Annotated in this window: 20 protein-coding genes; 11 read left to right on the top strand and 9 right to left on the bottom strand. The window is 72.5% G+C overall.

Features of this window, described 5'->3' with window-relative positions:
- The first annotated feature begins 1 nt into the window (after window position 1).
- Window positions 2-376 (top strand): metal-sulfur cluster assembly factor, encoded by a 375-nt coding sequence (locus ACFQQJ_RS05910; RefSeq protein WP_377105064.1) that lies wholly within the window; start codon window positions 2-4, stop codon window positions 374-376.
- Between the two features lie 66 nt (window positions 377-442).
- Here ACFQQJ_RS05910 and ACFQQJ_RS05915 read toward each other — a convergent pair whose 3' ends face one another.
- Window positions 443-970: a TetR/AcrR family transcriptional regulator gene (locus tag ACFQQJ_RS05915; protein WP_377105066.1), complete on the bottom strand. Its 528-nt coding sequence runs from the start codon at window positions 968-970 to the stop codon at window positions 443-445.
- A 51-nt stretch (window positions 971-1,021) separates the two neighbouring features.
- On the opposite strand from ACFQQJ_RS05915, the gene ACFQQJ_RS05920 reads away from it, so the two are divergent.
- The 3 genes from ACFQQJ_RS05920 to ACFQQJ_RS05930 are packed head-to-tail and all read left to right on the top strand — an operon-like array spanning window position 1,022 to window position 2,769.
- On the top strand, window positions 1,022-1,522 hold the full coding sequence (locus tag ACFQQJ_RS05920; protein WP_377105068.1) for a hypothetical protein: 501 nt from the start codon (window positions 1,022-1,024) through the stop codon (window positions 1,520-1,522).
- Between the two features lie 31 nt (window positions 1,523-1,553).
- Complete coding sequence (locus ACFQQJ_RS05925) at window positions 1,554-2,525, top strand: SPFH domain-containing protein (protein WP_377105070.1); 972 nt, start codon at window positions 1,554-1,556, stop codon at window positions 2,523-2,525.
- A 7-nt stretch (window positions 2,526-2,532) separates the two neighbouring features.
- Window positions 2,533-2,769, top strand: coding sequence for a hypothetical protein (locus ACFQQJ_RS05930; protein ID WP_377105071.1), 237 nt, complete (start codon window positions 2,533-2,535; stop codon window positions 2,767-2,769).
- Between the two features lie 3 nt (window positions 2,770-2,772).
- On the opposite strand, the gene ctlX is transcribed toward ACFQQJ_RS05930, so the two are convergent.
- Window positions 2,773-3,702, bottom strand: coding sequence for a citrulline utilization hydrolase CtlX (gene ctlX / locus ACFQQJ_RS05935; protein WP_377105072.1), 930 nt, complete (start codon window positions 3,700-3,702; stop codon window positions 2,773-2,775).
- Window positions 3,703-3,769: 67 nt separating this feature from the next.
- On the opposite strand from ctlX, the gene ACFQQJ_RS05940 reads away from it, so the two are divergent.
- Window positions 3,770-4,564 carry a transglutaminase family protein gene (locus ACFQQJ_RS05940; protein ID WP_377105073.1) on the top strand — a complete coding sequence of 265 codons (795 nt, stop codon included), beginning with the start codon at window positions 3,770-3,772 and terminating at the stop codon, window positions 4,562-4,564.
- On the opposite strand, the gene ACFQQJ_RS05945 is transcribed toward ACFQQJ_RS05940, so the two are convergent.
- On the bottom strand, window positions 4,548-5,447 hold the full coding sequence (locus ACFQQJ_RS05945; protein ID WP_377105074.1) for a phosphotransferase: 900 nt from the start codon (window positions 5,445-5,447) through the stop codon (window positions 4,548-4,550). The genes ACFQQJ_RS05940 and ACFQQJ_RS05945 overlap by 17 nt on opposite strands.
- Window positions 5,448-5,472: 25 nt before the next feature.
- Between ACFQQJ_RS05945 and ACFQQJ_RS05950 the strand changes: the two genes are divergently transcribed.
- Entirely contained in the window at window positions 5,473-7,071 is a 1,599-nt protein-coding gene (locus tag ACFQQJ_RS05950) for an ABC-F family ATP-binding cassette domain-containing protein (protein WP_377105075.1), read from the top strand.
- Here the strand turns inward: ACFQQJ_RS05950 and ACFQQJ_RS05955 are convergent.
- From ACFQQJ_RS05955 to ACFQQJ_RS05975, 5 genes are all read right to left on the bottom strand, one after another.
- Complete coding sequence (locus tag ACFQQJ_RS05955; protein ID WP_377105076.1) at window positions 7,044-8,330, bottom strand: M20 family metallopeptidase; 1,287 nt, start codon at window positions 8,328-8,330, stop codon at window positions 7,044-7,046. The two genes, ACFQQJ_RS05950 and ACFQQJ_RS05955, sit on opposite strands and share 28 nt — an antisense overlap.
- A gap of 63 nt (window positions 8,331-8,393) precedes the next feature.
- Window positions 8,394-9,197: a putative RNA methyltransferase gene (locus tag ACFQQJ_RS05960; RefSeq protein WP_377105077.1), complete on the bottom strand. Its 804-nt coding sequence runs from the start codon at window positions 9,195-9,197 to the stop codon at window positions 8,394-8,396.
- Window positions 9,197-9,958 (bottom strand): META domain-containing protein, encoded by a 762-nt coding sequence (locus tag ACFQQJ_RS05965; RefSeq protein WP_377105078.1) that lies wholly within the window; start codon window positions 9,956-9,958, stop codon window positions 9,197-9,199. The genes ACFQQJ_RS05960 and ACFQQJ_RS05965 overlap by 1 nt, the downstream gene beginning before the upstream one ends.
- Window positions 9,955-10,758, bottom strand: coding sequence for an SURF1 family protein (locus tag ACFQQJ_RS05970; protein WP_377105079.1), 804 nt, complete (start codon window positions 10,756-10,758; stop codon window positions 9,955-9,957). The genes ACFQQJ_RS05965 and ACFQQJ_RS05970 overlap by 4 nt, the downstream gene beginning before the upstream one ends.
- On the bottom strand, window positions 10,758-11,072 hold the full coding sequence (locus tag ACFQQJ_RS05975; RefSeq protein WP_377105080.1) for a DUF3099 domain-containing protein: 315 nt from the start codon (window positions 11,070-11,072) through the stop codon (window positions 10,758-10,760). The genes ACFQQJ_RS05970 and ACFQQJ_RS05975 overlap by 1 nt, the downstream gene beginning before the upstream one ends.
- 53 nt (window positions 11,073-11,125) lie before the next feature.
- Between ACFQQJ_RS05975 and fabG the strand changes: the two genes are divergently transcribed.
- The 5 genes from fabG (at window position 11,126) to ACFQQJ_RS06000 (ending at window position 15,220) form a co-directional block, all read left to right on the top strand.
- Complete coding sequence (gene fabG / locus ACFQQJ_RS05980) at window positions 11,126-11,854, top strand: 3-oxoacyl-ACP reductase FabG (protein ID WP_377105081.1); 729 nt, start codon at window positions 11,126-11,128, stop codon at window positions 11,852-11,854.
- Between the two features lie 13 nt (window positions 11,855-11,867).
- Window positions 11,868-12,638 carry an enoyl-ACP reductase FabI gene (gene fabI, locus ACFQQJ_RS05985; protein ID WP_377105082.1) on the top strand — a complete coding sequence of 257 codons (771 nt, stop codon included), beginning with the start codon at window positions 11,868-11,870 and terminating at the stop codon, window positions 12,636-12,638.
- 19 nt (window positions 12,639-12,657) lie between these two features.
- A complete protein-coding gene (locus ACFQQJ_RS05990; RefSeq protein ID WP_377105083.1) occupies window positions 12,658-13,473 on the top strand; it encodes an ABC transporter ATP-binding protein in 816 nt (271 codons plus the stop codon).
- A 25-nt stretch (window positions 13,474-13,498) separates the two neighbouring features.
- Window positions 13,499-13,954 carry an NfeD family protein gene (locus ACFQQJ_RS05995; protein WP_377105084.1) on the top strand — a complete coding sequence of 152 codons (456 nt, stop codon included), beginning with the start codon at window positions 13,499-13,501 and terminating at the stop codon, window positions 13,952-13,954.
- 72 nt (window positions 13,955-14,026) lie between these two features.
- Window positions 14,027-15,220, top strand: a complete 1,194-nt coding sequence (locus tag ACFQQJ_RS06000; RefSeq protein ID WP_377105475.1) for an SPFH domain-containing protein — start codon at window positions 14,027-14,029, stop codon at window positions 15,218-15,220.
- 25 nt (window positions 15,221-15,245) lie between these two features.
- Here ACFQQJ_RS06000 and ACFQQJ_RS06005 read toward each other — a convergent pair whose 3' ends face one another.
- Window positions 15,246-15,833, bottom strand: a complete 588-nt coding sequence (locus tag ACFQQJ_RS06005) for a TetR/AcrR family transcriptional regulator (RefSeq protein ID WP_377105085.1) — start codon at window positions 15,831-15,833, stop codon at window positions 15,246-15,248.
- Window positions 15,834-15,857: the final 24 nt, after the last annotated feature.

Raw genomic sequence — 15,857 nt, forward strand, 5'->3', positions numbered from 1 at the left:
GATGACGCAGAACGTACGCCCCTCGGACCTGGTGCAGGACACCTTCCCCGACGACCCGGCGAGCGCCCGGCCGAGTGAGGAGGACGTGCTCGAGGCGATGAAGGACGTCGTCGACCCCGAGTTGATGGTCAACGTCGTCGACCTCGGGCTGGTCTACGGGGTGACGATCGACGACGCCAACAACGCGACGATCGACATGACCCTGACCTCGCCCACCTGTCCCCTCACCGACCGGCTGGAGTACGACACCCAGCTGGCCCTCGAAGGCCTGGTGAGCTCTGTGACGATCAACTGGGTGTGGCTGCCGCCGTGGACCCTGGAACTCATCAGCGAGGACGGCCGCGAGCAGCTCCGCTCCATCGGCTACAACCTCTAGCCCCCGACTCTTCCGCCGATGTGGACCGAAACCGCGGTTGTCGGCGGTTTCGGTCCACTTTGCTGTTCAGGAGGGGGAGGTGGTGGCGGCGAGGGCGACGGTCAGGGAGTTCCGCCAGAGGGTGAGGTCCGGCGGACGGTCGCGCAGCAGGGCGTCCAGGACGAGGCCGTCGAGCATGGCGAGGAGGGCCTCCGCGTCCGGTGCCGCGACGCCCGTCGCGGTGATCCGGGACACGAGGGCGTCCCTGGCGGCGAGGAACACCTGCCTCAGCCCGGGCTCCCGGCGCGCCATCAGCATCACCTCGTAGCGGGCGGTGGCGAGGGCGGAGCCGTCCCCGGTCCACCAGTCGACGAGCTCGTCCACCGTGGGCTCGCCGGCGGTTCCGGCGTCCGGCGGACCGACCCGCTCGGCGGCGAGGAGTCCGTCCACCAGAGCGGCGCGCAGTCCGGCCAACCCTCCGAAGTGGTGCCGGACGCTGCCGTGCGGAACCCCGGCGGACGCTTCCACCGCGCGGACGGTGACCGCGCCCCCGCCGTGCCCGGCGAGGAGGGCGAGGGAGGCGTCGACGAGACGGCCGGGAACGCTCTTCTCCATGTGGAGAGCCTAGCGTGCTAGATTCTTCTCCAACTGGAGAAGGAGAGTCAGATGAAGAATCGTGGCTGGATCGGCCGGGGTGCCCTCGCCGTCGTCCTGGCCGTCGCGGCGATCGCCGCGGCGCCCGCCGTGATGGAGCCGTCCTACCAAGTACTACAGCCCCGTCTCGGGCCGTTCACCCTCATCGTGGTCGAGGTGCTGTACGCGCTCTTCATCGACTTCCCGCTCGCGACGGCCTACGTCGCGATCGTCACCGCCTGGCAGGGTCCCCGGCGCAGTCCCGCGCGGTCGGCCCTGGGCTTCACGCTGCTGTTCTTCGCCCTCATCGGCGCCTGCATCGCCCTCGCTCCGACGAGTGAGCTGCTCGCCACCTGGGCGCTGGCCGACACGTTCCCGGTGGCGATCGCCGAGGCGGTGGACGGCCTGGGCGCACCGACGGTGGGGCTGCTGCTGGGCGGGTTCCTGGCCTTCGACCTGGCGCTCTGCGCGACCGGCGGCGTCACCGCGGACGCGCTGGTGTTGAGCAGGCACGCGAAAAGTGATATCACTTAGATATCAGTTTCTCGTGAAGGAGTGAGTTCCGATGTCAGATCAGATCCGGTTCGACGACCAGGCGGCCCCCGGGGGCGAGCCCGCCGGCGTGCCGGTGGGCCACGGCGGGGCCCGGGTGGACATCGCCGAGCGGCCGGCCTGGAGCGTCAACGGCGCCCTGGGATTCGGCGTCGTGGTCGCTCTCGTGGTCGTCGGCTTCGTGCTCGTCGTCCAGGCGGCGGGGGCGGACGAGGCCGGCGGCAACGGGACGCCGCTCGGCATCCTCGGTGCGTTCGTGCTGCTGGTGGCGGGACTGCTGGGCTCCGCGCTCACGGTGGTCAGCCCCGGCGACACCCGCGTGCTGCGGTTCTTCGGCCGCTACGTCGGGACGCTGCGCAGCCCGGGCCTCCAGCTGACGATGCCGCTCGTCGTCAGCCGGAAGGTGTCGGTGAAGGTCCGCAACTTCGAGACCAACGAGCTCAAGGTCAACGACGCCGACGGCAACCCGGTGAACATCGCCGCGATCATCGTCTGGCAGGTGGCGGACACCGCCAAGGCCGTCTTCGCCGTCGAGAAGTACGACGACTTCGTCCGGGTGCAGGCCGAGTCCGCTCTGCGCCACGTGGCCACCACCCATCCCTATGACAACGCCGGACCCGGCGAGGAGTCGCTGCGCGGGTCGACAGACCTGGTGGCGGCGGAACTGGCGACCGAGGTGGCCGCCCGGATCGCGATCGCCGGCCTCGAGGTCGTCGAGGCCCGGATCTCGAGCCTCGCCTACGCCCCGGAGATCGCCCACGCCATGCTCCAGCGCCAGCAGGCGGCCGCCGTCATCGCCGCCAGGGAGAAGATCGTCGAGGGTGCGGTGAGCATGGTCGAGAGCGCCCTGCGCCGGCTCGAGGCCGACGACGTGGTGACCCTGGACGACGAGCGCAAGGCCGCCATGGTGTCCAACCTCCTGGTGGTGCTGTGCGGTTCGGCCCAGGCCACCCCGGTGGTCAACACCGGGACGCTCTACAACTGAGGCGACCGTGTCGGACGCAGCCGAGGGCACGCCGGGGGCAGCGGCGGGACGGGAGCGCAAGCCCGTCCTGCTCCGCCTCGACCCGGCGGTGCACGAGGCCCTCGCGCGGTGGGCGGCGGACGACCTCCGCTCGCTCAACGCCCACGTCGAACTGCTGCTGCGCCAGGCGCTGGCGAAGGCCGGGCGCTCGCCGCGGGAGGCCGGGCCGTTGCCCCGGCGCGGGCGTCCGTCGAAGGACGCCTGAGGCTCACCGCGGCGTCAGGTGGACGCCGGCCAGCATGCAGCGCACCGATCCGCCGGCCAGCTCGATGGTGGGGATGGCCAGCGGGAGCAGGCGCGCGGACTCCTCGACCACCGCGCGCTGCGCCGGGGTGAGGGCGGCCGCAGCGCGGGCGGACAGTGCGAGCACCCGCCCGTCCTCGCCGGTGAGCTCCATCGCGTTGCCGGCGAACTCCGCCACCTGCGCGAAGCTCAGCTCGAGCACGGCGCGGCCGCTGTCGGCGAGGCGCTCGGACACCTCGGCCCTCCGCGCCGGGTCGGCGATCGCGTCCAGGCAGACCAGCGCATAGTCGGTGGCGATCGTCATCAGCACGTTGGTGTGGTAGATCGGCCGCCCCTGGGCGTCGGCGGTCGGGAACGCCATCGGCTCGTAGCCGAACGCGGTGCAGAACCGCTCCAGGATCACCGGGTCGGCCCGGTGGGAGCTGGCGACGTAGGCGACGCGCTCGAGGTGGTCGAACACCATCGCGCCGGTGCCCTCGAGGAACAGGTTGTCGTGCTCGAGCCCGGAGTAGTCGATCACCTCCTGCACCCGGTAGGTGCTCTTGAGCAGGTCGATCACGTCCGTGCGGCGTTCCCGGCGACGGCTCGGGGCGTACATCGGGTAGATCGCGATCCGGCCGCCGTGGTGCGTGGAGAACCAGTTGTTGGGGAACACCGAGTCCGGGGTGTCGAGCTGGCCGAAGTCGTCGAACACGTGCACCCGTACCCCGGCGGCGGTGAGCGCGTCGACGCAGCCGTCGAACTCGTCGCGCGCGGTCCGCGCGACCGCCTCCGGCGACAGCCGTCCCGGCAGCGCCTGGAAGGCGTTGTCGCCGAGCGTCTCCGGGTTCACGGCGAAGTGGTGGGGACGCACCATCACCACGGCCGTGGGGGCCTGGACGTTGCGGTAGTTCACGGGGTCCTCCTGAGGGTCTCCGCCAGCTTATGGTTTGCGGGTTGGCCGTATCGGGCAGCATGGCCACGTGAAACGCGATGTCTCCTGCCACCTCGAACTGTCCGCCGACGGCCCCGCCGAGCTCGTCTTCTCCGTGGCGGTGGCGCGCGGCGTCCCGGTCGTCTCCGAGTCGCTGTTGGTGACGTCGTCCGGGGCGCTGCTCGAACCGGTCGAGATCGTCGACCAGCACGGCACCCGCCTCCACCGCGTCCGCGTGGACGCGGGCCCCGTCGTGCTCGACTACGCCGCGACCGCCGACGGCCTTGCCCAACCGGCGCCCGTGGACGACCTCGACCGGCTGCGCTACCTCAGGCAGAGCCGCTACTGCGAGTCCGACACCCTCGCCCCGACGGCGGCGGCCGAGTTCGGTGGCCTGGCGGGGGCCTCGCTGCTGGCCGCGGTGGTCGAATGGGTGCACGACCGCATCGCCTACGTGAGCGGCGCGAGCGTCGCGACCGACAGCGCCCTGGACACGCTGCTCGCCCGGCAGGGGGTGTGCCGCGACTTCGCCCACCTCTCGATCGCGCTGCTGCGGGCCCTGGGCGTCCCCGCCCGGCTGGCCGCGGTCTACGCACCGGGGCTCAGCCCGATGGAGTTCCACGCCGTCTGTGAGGCCATGGTGGACGACGCCTGGTGGGTGGTGGACGCCACCCGGCTGGCGCCGCGGCAGAGCCTGCTGCGCGTGGCGACCGGACGCGACGCGGCCGACACGGCCTTCCTCACCAGCTTCGGGGCGCCGGTCGGGCTGACCGCCCTCGAGGTGACCGCCGTCGCCGGGCAGTTCGAGCTGGACGACCCGTCCCGGCTCACCCGGCTGCGCTGAACTCCGGGTCGCCGAGCGTCTCGGCCAGGCCGTGGCGGGCGATCGCGGCGAGTGCCGGCATGTCGTCGCTGGCCAGCGCGAACACGGACGCCAGGCCCAGGGCCCAGGCCCAGGCGCGCGCCCACACCGCGGAGTCGTAGGTGCCGGACAGGCTGCACGACGCGCGGAACTCCGCGCGGGCGTCCGCGTCGAACATGAGCCAGGCCACGGACAGGTCGCTCGCGGGGTCGCCGGCGCAGACGTCGCCGAAGTCGATCACGCCGGCGAGCGTGCCGTCCGAATGCAGCAGCAGGTTCATCGGGTGCGGGTCGCCGTGCACCCACACCGGCGGGCCGGGCCACGCCGGGGCGGTGGCGTGGGCCCGCCACGTCCGCACGGCCCGGTCGCCGGCCACGACCCGCACCCGCTCGGACAACCCCTCGGCCCGCTCGGCCAGCGGGACGCCGCGGTAGGGGTTGGCGGGTGCGTCGTCGTCCGCGGCGGTGTGCAGCGCGGCCAGGAACGCGGCGAGCCCCGGTGCCGCCGCCGCGCGGTCGGGCACCGGCACCCCGGACGCGCTGTGCCCCGGCAGACGTGGCACGACCGTCCAGCGCCAGGGGTAGCCGCGGGACGGCCGTCCGGCGAACACCGGCACCGGCACGGGACTCGGGAGCCGGCCGGCCAGGCGGGGAAGGGTGGCGATCTCGTGCTCGATCAGGTCGGCCGCTGCGCGCCGGCGGGGCAGGCGCACCAGGAGGCCGGGTCCGAGCGCGAACATCTCGTTGTCCCAGCCGTGGGCGAAGGGTTCCACGTGCGGATCGGCCAGGTGCGGGGCCTGCTCCTCGAGCAGCCGCGTGACCAGCGCGGCGTCGATGCGCACGTCTGCTGCGGGAATGCCGGCCACCGCGACAGGGTAGCCTTGCCGGGCGATGTTGGTGGCACGAGAGCTTGAGGTCCGGGCGGGAGCCCGGCTGTTGCTGTCCCCGGCGTCCTTCCAGGTCGCCGCCGGCGACAAGGTCGGCCTCGTCGGACGTAACGGCGCGGGGAAGACCACGCTCACGCGGATCCTCGCCGGCGAGTCCCTGCCCGCGGCGGGGACGGTGACCCGCACCGGCCAGATCGGCTACCTGCCGCAGGACCCGCGCACCGGTGACCTCGGCCAGCTCGCCCGCGACCGCATCCTCTCCGCCCGCGGGCTCGACCACATCCTTCGCCGTCTCGGCACCTACGCGCTCTCGATGGCCACCGCGGAGGGCGAGGCGCAGGAGAAGGCGATGGCGTCCTACGCCCGCGCGGAGGCCGAGCTCGCCGCCGCGGGCGGCTACGCGGCGGAGTCCGAGGCCGCGCGCATCGCGGCGAACCTCGGGCTGCCCGACCGGGTGCTCGGCCAGGAGCTCAGCACGCTGTCCGGCGGCCAGCGGCGGCGGGTAGAACTGGCGCGGATCCTGTTCTCCGGGGCGGACAACCTGCTGCTCGACGAGCCCACCAACCACCTCGACGCCGACTCGATCGTCTGGCTGCGCGGGTTCCTCCAGTCCTATCCCGGCGGGTTGATGGTGATCTCGCACGACGTCGGCCTGCTCGAGGCGACGGTCAACAAGGTCTTCCACCTCGACGCCAACCGCGCCGAGCTGGACATCTACACGATGGACTGGAAGCGGTACCTGCTGCAGCGCGAGACCGACGAGAAGCGCCGCAAGCGGGAGCGGGCCAACGCCGAGCGCAAGGCCGAGGCGCTGATGGCGCAGGCGGACAAGATGCGGGCGAAGGCCACCAAGGCCGTCGCGGCGCAGAACATGGCCCGGCGCGCGGAGAAGCTGCTGTCGGGCCTGGAGGAGGCCCGCGCGGCCGACAAGGTGGCCAAGATCCGGTTCCCCACGCCCGCCCCGTGCGGGAAGGTGCCGCTCACCGCGTCCGAGCTCAGCAAGTCCTACGGCTCGCTGGAGGTGTTCACCGACGTCGACCTGGCCATCGACCGCGGGGCCAACGTCGTGGTCCTCGGCCTGAACGGCGCGGGGAAGACCACCCTCCTGCGCATCCTGGCCGGCATCGAGGCCGCCGACACCGGAGAGGTCGTGCCCGGGCACGGGCTGCGGCTGGGCTACTACGCCCAGGAGCACGAGACGCTGGACGTCGCCGCGACGGTGCTGGAGAACATGATGACCGCCTCGCCGGACCTCAACGAGACCGAGGTGCGCAAGATCCTCGGGTCGTTCCTGTTCAGCGGCGACGACGTGGAAAAGCCCGCCCGCGTCCTGTCCGGAGGCGAGAAAACACGGCTCGCCCTGGCGATGCTGGTGGTCTCCGCGGCCAACGTCCTGCTGCTGGACGAGCCCACGAACAACCTCGACCCCGCCTCACGGGCGGAGGTGCTGGCCGCGATCCGCACCTACGCGGGCGCCGTCGTGCTGGTGACCCACGACGAGGGTGCGGTGGAGGCACTCCAGCCAGACCGGGTGTTGCTGCTGCCCGACGGCGTCGAGGACCTCTGGAACCCGGACTACGCCGACCTGGTGTCGCTGGCCTGAGCCGCGGCGACCACCGCGGGACCTGGGGCGACCGCGCCGTCCGTCACGTGGGGGCGGAGGGCGAGCTGGGCACCCCCGACGAAGCCGGCGGCCAGGGCGAGCGCCAGGTGGCGGATCGACTCCTCCGCGGGCAGGAAGGTCGGGTGGTGCAGCCCGACGCGGTGCCGGGCTCCGCTGGACGGGCCGCCCGTGCCGACGAACATCATCAGGATCGGCGCGATGCGGGAGTAGTGGCTGAAGTCGTCGGCGCCGCAGGACCGGAACGGCTCGTGGGCCACCGGCATCCCCAGGTGCCCCAGCAGCGGGTCGACGAACTGCACCAGCCGGCGGTCGTTGTTGAGCACGGGGTCACCAACGACGAGGGTGACCTCCGCGTGAGCCCCCCGCGCGGCGGCGGTGTGCTCGGCGAGCCTCCGGATGGCCGCATGCAGGTGCGTGCGGTCCGCCTCGTGCATGGTCCGGATCACCCCGTGCAGCGAGCCGCTCTCCGGGATGATGTTGTGCGCGGTGCCGGCCTCGATGTGCCCGACGGTGATCACCGCGGGGTGGATCGGGTCGATCGTGCGTCCCACCAGCTCCTGGAGGCCGAGCACGATGGAGGCGAGGACGGGGATCGGGTCGATCGCGACGTGCGGGTAGGCGCCGTGTCCGGGCTGGCCGTGCACCACGATGTCGAACTGGTCGGCCGCGGCGTTCACCGCTCCCATGCCGGTGCTGACGACGCCGGTCGGCACCCGGGGCTGGACGTGGCCGCCGATGACGGCCCGCACCTCGTGCTCTGCCAGCAGCTGCGAGCCGACGACGTCCTCCGCGCCCGAGGGCTGGACCTCCTCGCGGGGCTGGAAGAGCCCCACCAGGCCCACCGGGAGGTCCGCGACGTGCCGGGCGGCCTCGAGCAGCGCCCACAGCGCCGCCATGTGGACGTCGTGGCCGCAGGCGTGCATGGCGCTGCCGGTGGACGACCACTCGACGCCGGTCCGCTCGACCAGGGGCAGGGCGTCCAGCTCCGCCCGGATCGCGACGGACGGGCCCGGCGGCCCGACCCGCACCAGGAAGCCGGTATCGGCGACGCGCGTGGCCCGCAGGGTCGGCAGCGCGTGGCGGAGCCGGTCGGCGGTCGACCGCTCGAAACCGCTGAGGTCGGGGTGACGGTGCAGCTCGCGCCGCAGCGCCTGCGCGTGCGGCAACTGCTGGTCGAGGTGCGCCACCAGGTCGGCCAGGAGGAGCTTGGCCGGGTCGCTGGGCCAGGTGGACGCCATGCGCCCCATCTTGTCAGCAAACCCCGCGCGGTATCGAGCACCCCCGCCCCGCGCGGACGGCGCTCAGCGCAGCGGCCGGAACACCTGCACGGTGACGTCGATCGCGACCTCCCCGGCAGCGACCTCTTCGGGCACGCGGTGGAACGCGTTCGGCCCCATGGCGATGAGGTCGCGGGCGAGCGTGCCGTCCGCGTCGGCGCGATGGCGGGCGACGCGGGTGTCCACGAGCTCGAAGAACTCCGCGGCGGCGGCGGCCACGTCCGCGTCCTTGCCCGGCGGGATCCGCAGCAGGCCGTGGCGGTCCCGCAGGCCGGCGAGGTGCCCGGGGCCGGGGGTGGCCACCACCAGCCGGCCGTCCGGGCGCAGCACGCGGGCGAACTCGCCGAGGTTGCGGGGGGCGAAGACGCACAGCACGCCGTCCAGGCACCGCGGACGCACCGGCAGGGTGCGCCAGACGTCCGTGACGACGGCCGCCACGCGCTGGTCGGCCCGGGCCGCGGCGCGGGCCGCAGCCTTCGCGACGTCGAGCGCAAGGCCGACGGCAGCCGGATCGTCGCCCAGCGAGCGGCGCAGGTAGTACGCCGTCCCCGCGCCGGCCTCCAGCAGGCGACCGCGTCCGGCCAGCGCGTCGGCCACCAGGGTCGCCACCGGTCCGAACAGCCCGGTGGCGTGCACCCGTTCCCGTGCCGCGACCATGCCGGCGGTGTCGGCGTTCGCGGGCTCCGGGCCCCCGAGCAGGTTCAGGTAGCCCTGGCGCGCGAGGTCGTAGCTGTGGCCGGAGGCGCACCGGACGGCCCCGCCGGCGACGACGAGCCCGCCCGCGCAGCGGGGGCAGGCGAGCAGGTCGATCGCCGAGGGGACGCCCACTAGGCCGCGGTGAAGACCAGGCCGGTGTCGCCACCGGTGATGGTCAGCGTGTCGCCCTCGATCGCGTAGGCGGTGGCCGACTGGAGGTTGGCGAGGACGGCCGTCTCCTGCGCGGTCAGCTCGGGGGACGTGCACGCCATCTTCGTGCTCATCAGCGGCCCGGCGGTGAAGGACCCGTCCTTCGCCGTCACCTGGCCGCGGAAGGTGTTGCAGGCCTTGCCGGACAGCTGGTCGCCGGAGATGGTCATCGTCACCACGCCGTCGGCGACAGCAGAGGTGACGGCGTCCTTGGCGATCACCCCGGAGAGCTGCCAGGTGGTGCCTTCCAGCGGCTTGTCGACGACGGGTGCGAGGGCGAAGACCACCGACTGCCCGGCGTCCACGAGTTCGAGGCCCGTCCCCGCCTGGCGCAGCCCTGCGACCGTCGCCAGCGCCGTCGTCACGGCCTGCTCCTGCGCGGTGACCGCCTCGTCGGCGCACGCCATCGCGGTCATCGCGACGTCCTTGCCGAACGTCAGGCGTGCCCCGTCCTGGGTGTAGCCGGTGCTGAAGGTGTTGCACCCCGTCGTACCGCCCACCCGGCCGTCGGCGAACCGCATCGTCGGCGGGTGGCCCTCGACGGTGGGCTTGCCGTTCAGGTGGCTCACCGTCCAGCTGGTCCCGTCCAGCGCCGGCCCGGTCGCCGGGGCGGCGGGAGTCACCGACGCGCACGCGGTGAGCAGGGCCACCAGGCCCAGCGGAACGATCCAGGACTTCCTCACGACGGGTCTCCTCCCGGGTTCTGCGGCGACGTCGCCGCGAGCTTCGTCGCGCGGAGGTCGGAGCGGATCAGCAGTACCAGCCCGAGTCCGGCCATCGCAGCGAACGTGAACCATTGAATCGCATAGGAGAAGTGGTTGCCCTCGGTCAGCTCCGGTGGCCTCACGGGAACCAGCCCGCCGTCCTGCGCGGGGGAGATCTCGACGACAGAGAGGTAGCCGTTCACGACGGGGTAGGGGAGCGTGGCCCCCAGCGCAGCGGAGTTCACGAGGCGCACGGTGTTGGTCGGCGGCAGCGGGGTCATTGCCTCGGGGCTGCCCTGCTCGTCGCGGCGGACGTGGCCGACGATGCGGACCTCGCCCGCCGGTGGGGACGGCAGGACGGCGGGGTAGTCGCGGTCCGCCGGCTTGGCGATGAACCCGCGGTCGACGAGCACCCAGGTGCCGTCGGGCGTCCGCAACGGCGTGACCACCTCGAAACCGCTCTCCGGCCCGTTCGACCGGTACCGGACGAGGAACTGGTGGGCGGCGTCGAACGTGCCGGACACGCGGACGCGCTGCCACTGGTCGGCCTCGGTGATCGGGCGGGTGAAGACGGTGGAGAAGTCGGCGATCGCGGAGTTCTCGTGGCCGAGCACCGTGTTGTTGGCGGCGCGGCGCTGGTCGAGCCGGGCGAGCTGCCAGAAGCCGAGGTTCACGAACGCGATCGCCAGGGCCACGACGAAGGCCGCGAGCACGAGCCAGCGCAGCCACCGGCGGCCACGCGTGGGTGCGGCGCCCATCGGCGCCCTCAGGAAACTCATCAGTCCTCGACCGTACCCTTCACGGTGCCCGGGCCGGCGAGTTCGGGCCGCGACACGGGCTCCGGGGCGGGAGGCTCCGGCGGCCGGCGCTGGTCGATGGCGTTGGCGAGCATCACCGCGATCGCCGGCAGCACGGCGGCGGCGAGAAGGAGCAGCAGGTTCCACGGCAGGGGTGTGAGCGTGGCCGCGATGAAGCAGGCCACGCGGACCGCCATGGTCCACAGGTAGCGCACCTGGCGGTCGTGGGTGTCGAGCGTCCTGCCGGGGCGCGCGCTGGTGATCAGCGTCGGCCTGGGCAGGTGCAGGGGGCTCACGTCACAAGACTAGGTCGCAGACTTCTGGTGCTCCGTCCGCTACGGTTGCCGCCGTGACTGAAACCTCAACCAGTGCAGTTGCCCGCAGCGTGATCGTGACCGGTGGCAACCGGGGCATCGGGCGGGCCATCGTCGAACGCTTCCTCGCCGCCGGCCACAAGGTGGCCAGCTTCGACATGGGCGGGGAGGCCCCGGCCGGGGCCCTCGGGGTCACCTGCAACGTCACCGACCAGGAGCAGGTGGACGCGGCCTTCGCCGAGGCAGAGGCGGCCCACGGGCCGGTCGAGGTGCTGGTGGCCAACGCCGGCATCACCAAGGACACCCTCATCCTGCGCATGACCGACGCCGACTGGGACGCGGTCATCAACGTCAACCTCACCGGCGCCTTCCGCTGCGCCCGCCGCGCGGCGAAGAGCATGATCCGGGGCAAGTGGGGACGCATCGTGCTCACCGGCTCGGTCGTCGGCCTGTACGGCTCGCCGGGCCAGGTGAACTACTCCTCCTCGAAGTCGGCGCTCGTCGGCATGGCGCGCTCGCTCACCCGCGAGATCGGCAGCCGTGGGGTCACGGCCAACGTGGTCGCCCCCGGCTTCATCGAGACCGACATGACCGCCGTGCTCCCCGAGGACGTCATCGCGAAGTACCTGGCGTCCATCCCCGCCGCACGCCTGGGCCGGCCGGACGAGGTGGCCGCAGCGGTCGCCTTCCTCGCCTCGGAGGACGCGGGCTTCATCTCCGGCGCCGTGATCCCGGTCGACGGCGGCCTCGGCATGGGCCACTGACGGGAGGCCGGGCATGGGAATCCTCGAAGGCAAGAACATCCTGGTCGCCGGCGTGACCATGAACACCTCGATCGGCTACCGCGTCGTCGAGCTCGCCCAGGCCGAGGGGGCCACGGTGGTGGTGTCGAACTTCGGCCGCGCGATGAGCCTGACCCAGCGGGTGCTGCGGCGCCTCGACCCCGAGCCGCCCCTGATCGAGCTGGACGTGACCGACGCCGAGCACCTGGCCACCCTTCCGGACCGGCTCCGCGAGCACGTCGACCACCTCGACGGGGTCGTGCACTCGATCGCCTTCGCCAACCCGGAGACCGCGCTCGGCGGCAAGTTCCTCTCCACCCCGTTCGACGACGTGGGCTTCTCCGTCCACGTCTCGGCGTACTCGCTGGTGAGCCTGGCCATGGCCTGCAAGCCGCTGTTCGCCCCGTCGGCCTCGGTGGTGGGGATGACCTTCGACGCCACGGTGTCGTGGCCCATCTACGACTGGATGGGCGTGTCCAAGGCCGCGCTGGAGAGTGCCTCCCGCTACCTCGCCCGCTACCTCGGCCCCGACGGCGTGCGCTGCAATCTCGTCGCGGCCGGTCCGCTGGAGACGATCGCGAAGAAGGCCATCCCCGGCTCGGAGGAGTTCAACGCGATCTGGGGCACCCGGGCACCGCTCGGCTGGGACCCGAAGGACCTGACCCCGACGGCGAAGGCCGTTGTGGCGCTGCTCAGCGACTGGTTCCCGGCGACGACCGGCGAAATGGTGCATGTCGACGGCGGGCTGCACTCCACGGGGGCGTGAGGGTAGGTAAGTTGGCCGCATGAGTGTCGTCCAACTGCGGGGTGTCTCGATCGTCCGATCCGGTTCCACCCTGCTCAACGACGTCACCTGGACGGTCGAGGAGGGCGAGCGCTGGGTGGTGATCGGGCCCAACGGCGCCGGCAAGACCACCATGCTGCAGATCCTGGGTGCCCAGTGGCACCCGAGCAGGGGCACCGCTGAGGTCCTCGGGGAGACCCTCGGCGCGGTGGACGTGTTCGAGCTGCGTCCCCGCATCGGCGTCACCTCCGCGGCGCTCGCCGACCGGATCCCGAAGGGCGAGCGCGTCTCCGACGTCGTCGTGTCCGCCGCCTACGCCGTGATGGGGCGCTGGCGCGAGTCCTACGACGACCTCGACCACGAGCGCGCCCGCCAGCTTATGCAGCAGTTGCAGGTCGACCACCTCGCCGACCGCACCTTCGGCACGCTCAGCGAGGGCGAGCGCAAGCGCGTCCAGATCGCTCGGGCGCTGATGACCGACCCGGAACTGCTCCTGCTCGACGAGCCGGCGGCCGGCCTCGACCTCACCGGCCGGGAGGCCCTGGTCAGCACGCTGTCGGAGATCTGCTCCGACCCGTACGCCCCCGCCACCGTGCTGGTCACGCACCACGTGGAGGAGATCCCGCGTGGGATCACCCACGCCCTCCTGCTCAAGCACGGACGCATCGTCGCCGCCGGCCCGATCGACCGGGTGCTCACCGGCCCCCGGCTGAGTGCCACGTTCGACATCCTGCTCGAGGTCAGCGCCGTGGACGGGCGCTGGTCCGCACGGGCGGCTTCCCGCGCGGGGCACCGGCCTCCCGCGCGCTTGGCATGATGGAGGGCGAAGGAGGTGGCGCACGATGGAGTGGCTGACTGAGCACGTGTGGGTCGTGTGGATGTCGATCGCGGCGATCCTGGGCGTCACCGAGCTCCTCACGCTCGACTTCACGCTGCTGATGCTGGCGGGGGGAGCCCTCGCCGGCGGGGCCGCCGCGCTGCTGTTCCCCGGGCTGCTGTGGGTGCAGATCCTCGCCGCCGTCGTGGTAGCCGTGGCGATGCTCGGCCTGCTTCGCCCCACCTTGCTGCGCCGGGTGCGGGCGCTGCCCGGCTACCGCTCGAGCGTCGACAAGATGGTCGGCAGCCCGGGCGTCGCGCTCACCGAGGTCACCGCCGCCACCGGCGAGGTGAAGGTGTCCGGGGAGGTCTGGTCGGCCCACAGCCTCGAGGGGAGCATTCCCGCGGGTACGGAGGTCGAGGTCTACCGCATCGACGGCGCCATCGCCATCGTCTACCCCCGCAACATCGCGCTGCCCTGACCCGGAGCGCGTGAACACCTGAAAAGCCCGAACACCTGAGAACCCGAACAGGAAGAAACCCCGATGCCCGAGATCCTGTCCATCATCATCAGCCTGATGATCGCCGCGGTGGTGGTGACCATCCTGCTGCGCGCCGTGCGGGTGATCCGGCAACAACAGGTGGGCGTCGTGGAGCGGCTGGGCAAGTTCCGCCGCACCCTCGAGCCCGGGCCGCACCTCCTGGTGCCGGTGATCGATGCCGTCCGCTACACCATGGACATGCGCGAGGCGGTCGTGCCGTTCCCGCCGCAGGGCGTGATCACCGAGGACAACCTGATGGTGAACATCGACTCGGTGATCTACTACCAGGTCGTCGACCCGGTCCGGGCGGCGTACGAGGCCCAGAACTACATCCAGGCCATCGAGCAGCTCACGATGACCACGCTGCGCAACATCATCGGTGGCCTGGACCTCGAGCAGACGCTGACCAGCCGCGAGGAGATCAACCAGAAGCTGCGCGCCGTGCTGGACGAGGCGACCGGCAAGTGGGGCATCAAGGTGAACCGCGTCGAGCTGCGCTCGATCGAGCCGCCGGCCACGATCAGGGACGCGATGGAGAAGGGCGCGCGGGCCGAGCGGGACAAGCGCGCGGCGATCCTGCTGGCCGAGGGCCAGCGCCAGTCGCAGATCCTGTCCGCGTCCGGCGACCGGGAGGCGTCGATCCTGCGCGCGCAGGGCGAACGCGAGTCCGCGGTCCTGCGCGCGCAGGCCGACCGCCAGGCGGCGATGTTGCGGGCCGAGGGCGAGGCGCAGGCCATCACCACGACCTTCAACGCGATCCACGCCGGCAAGCCGACGCAGTCGCTGCTGGCCTACCAGTACCTGCGCATGCTGCCCAACCTCGCCCGCGGCGAGTCGAACAAGGTCTGGATCGTGCCGAGCGAGCTGAACGACGCGCTCAAGGGCCTGGGCCAGCTCGCCGGGACGGCGGCCGCCGGGGGTCTCCGCGCCGGGGCCGAGGAGGCCGAGGAGGGCGAGTTCTCCGCGCCGAAGCCCGTCGACGTGTTCGCCGAGATCGAGGCGCAGAAGAAGATCGACGAGGCCAACTCCCAGGCGTCGGTGCAGCAGGCGATCGCCGAGGCGGAGGCGCTCGAGGGACGCCGGGCCGCACGGTTGGCCACCGAGGCCGGCAACGCGCTGACCACGGGGCGTCCGGACGCGGCTCCCCAGCGGGCGGACCTCGAGGAGACGCCGGAGCAGCAGCCGCAGGAGCGTCCCGCGGAGTGAGCCGGCGGGCGCGCGTGGGCCCGGCTCAGCCGGGCGCGCCGCCCAGGCCGAGCAGGTCGACCAGGTAGTCCAGGTGCCCGGCCATGTCGATGCCGGGGTCCAGCAGCCACTGGGTCTGGAGGCCGTCGGCGACCGCCAGCAGGAGGGCGGCGACCCGGTCGGCGTCCAGGGTGTCGCTGAGCGTGCCGGCCGCCTGGCGGGCGCGCAGGTCGTCGGCCATCCGCTGGCGCAACCGCCCGTACCGCTCGACGAACGCCTGGTGGGCAGGATGGGCGGGGTCGGTCGCCTCGACGGAGAACTGGGCGTGCAGCTGCACCAGGCCGGGGACGTCCGCGTTGTGCCGCACGACCTTCACCAGCAGGTCCGGCACCGTCCCGGCCCCGGGCGCGCTGCGGGCACGATCGACCTCGTCGCGCTTGCGCAGGACCTCGGCGAACAGCTCCTCCTTGCAGGAGAAGTAGTGCAACAGCCCGGCCTGGCTCAGCCCGACCGCCGTGGCCAGTTCACGGACGGACGTCCGCCGGTAGCCGGTGCGGGCAATGACCTCCAGCGCGGTGGCCAGGATCTCCTCGCGCTTGGCAAGGCCCTTGGCGTAGCGGGCGGGGCGTGGCACCTGCTCATCGTAGGGCGAGCACGT

The sequence above is a fragment of the Propionicimonas sp. T2.31MG-18 genome, from assembly GCF_964266745.1.
Lineage (GTDB): Bacteria > Actinomycetota > Actinomycetes > Propionibacteriales > Propionibacteriaceae > Propionicimonas.

Bases quoted from the DNA above. Each gene is read 5' to 3' on its own strand.
- ACFQQJ_RS05910 (WP_377105064.1), top strand. From the start codon at position 2: ATGACGCAGAACGTACGCCCCTCGGACCTGGTGCAGGACACCTTCCCC.
- ACFQQJ_RS05915 (WP_377105066.1), bottom strand. From the start codon at position 970: ATGGAGAAGAGCGTTCCCGGCCGTCTCGTCGACGCCTCCCTCGCCCTC.
- ACFQQJ_RS05920 (WP_377105068.1), top strand. From the start codon at position 1,022: ATGAAGAATCGTGGCTGGATCGGCCGGGGTGCCCTCGCCGTCGTCCTG.
- ACFQQJ_RS05925 (WP_377105070.1), top strand. From the start codon at position 1,554: ATGTCAGATCAGATCCGGTTCGACGACCAGGCGGCCCCCGGGGGCGAG.
- ACFQQJ_RS05950 (WP_377105075.1), top strand. From the start codon at position 5,473: ATGTTGGTGGCACGAGAGCTTGAGGTCCGGGCGGGAGCCCGGCTGTTG.
- ACFQQJ_RS05955 (WP_377105076.1), bottom strand. From the start codon at position 8,330: ATGGCGTCCACCTGGCCCAGCGACCCGGCCAAGCTCCTCCTGGCCGAC.
- ACFQQJ_RS05970 (WP_377105079.1), bottom strand. From the start codon at position 10,758: ATGAGTTTCCTGAGGGCGCCGATGGGCGCCGCACCCACGCGTGGCCGC.
- fabI (WP_377105082.1), top strand. From the start codon at position 11,868: ATGGGAATCCTCGAAGGCAAGAACATCCTGGTCGCCGGCGTGACCATG.
- ACFQQJ_RS05990 (WP_377105083.1), top strand. From the start codon at position 12,658: ATGAGTGTCGTCCAACTGCGGGGTGTCTCGATCGTCCGATCCGGTTCC.
- ACFQQJ_RS05995 (WP_377105084.1), top strand. From the start codon at position 13,499: ATGGAGTGGCTGACTGAGCACGTGTGGGTCGTGTGGATGTCGATCGCG.